At 45.2% G+C, this 809-nt stretch carries 1 protein-coding gene; it reads left to right on the top strand.

Going from position 1 to position 809, the window contains the following annotated elements; genetic code table 11:
* Window positions 1-670 (top strand): IS256 family transposase (locus G5B42_RS11315; RefSeq protein WP_181340579.1); only part of this gene is annotated, 670 nt, incomplete at its 5' end.
* Window positions 671-809 lie beyond the last annotated feature (139 nt).

The following is an 809-nucleotide window of genomic DNA, read 5'->3' as shown; positions in this document are numbered from 1 at the left end:
TCGCGTTTGTAATATGGCAGTTCATGTTGTGTGTGGAGTTAATCTTGAAGGGAAACGCGAGGTTTTAGCGGTTGAGCCCATGTACGAAGAATCAGAAGCGTCGTATACCGCTTTGTTTACCGGTCTCAAAAAACGAGGGTTAAAAAACGTATGGCTTGCGGTTTCCGATGCCCATCAAGGCCTGGTCTCTGCCATTAAGAAATCCTTTGTCGGGTGCAGTTGGCAACGGTGCAAGGTTCATTTTATGAGAAATATTCTTGTTCATGTCCCGGCCAAGGATAAGGAATCCTTTGCGGCAAAACTAAAGCAGATTTGGCAGCAGCCCGATTACGAATCCGCCAAACGCTACGCGGAGCTTCTTATTGAAGAATATGAAGCCAGGTTTCCTAAAGCAGTCGAAGTCTTGGCGAATGGCCTTGAAGATTCTTTGCAATTCTATGGGTTCCCAGAGATCGACGCAAAGAAAATCAGTTCAACTAACATGTTGGAGCGCTTGCATAAAGAGATCCGTCGCCGTTCCAAGGTAGTTGGGATCTTCCCTTCAATGGATTCCTATATACGGCTTATTAGTTGCTATCTAATTGAATACGCTGAAGATTGGGAGACTTCCAAATGCTATATCAGGAAAGAGATTCTTCAGCATATCTTAGCCAGGCGTAATGCAGCTTAGTCCTGTGGGATCCCGATGGAAAATTGCGAACTATACTTGACACAATCAGTCGTTACTGAGCTCTGCTTTTTCCTTTTTTTGCATTGACCTATGGAATCTCTTTCCTCGATATCGCTTCACTCCCGCCGCCATCACCTCC

It is taken from the genome of Capillibacterium thermochitinicola (assembly GCF_013664685.1).
GTDB classification, from domain to species: Bacteria; Bacillota; UBA4882; order UBA10575; family UBA10575; genus Capillibacterium; species Capillibacterium thermochitinicola.
This window is presented reverse-complemented; position numbering and strand designations above follow the sequence as displayed.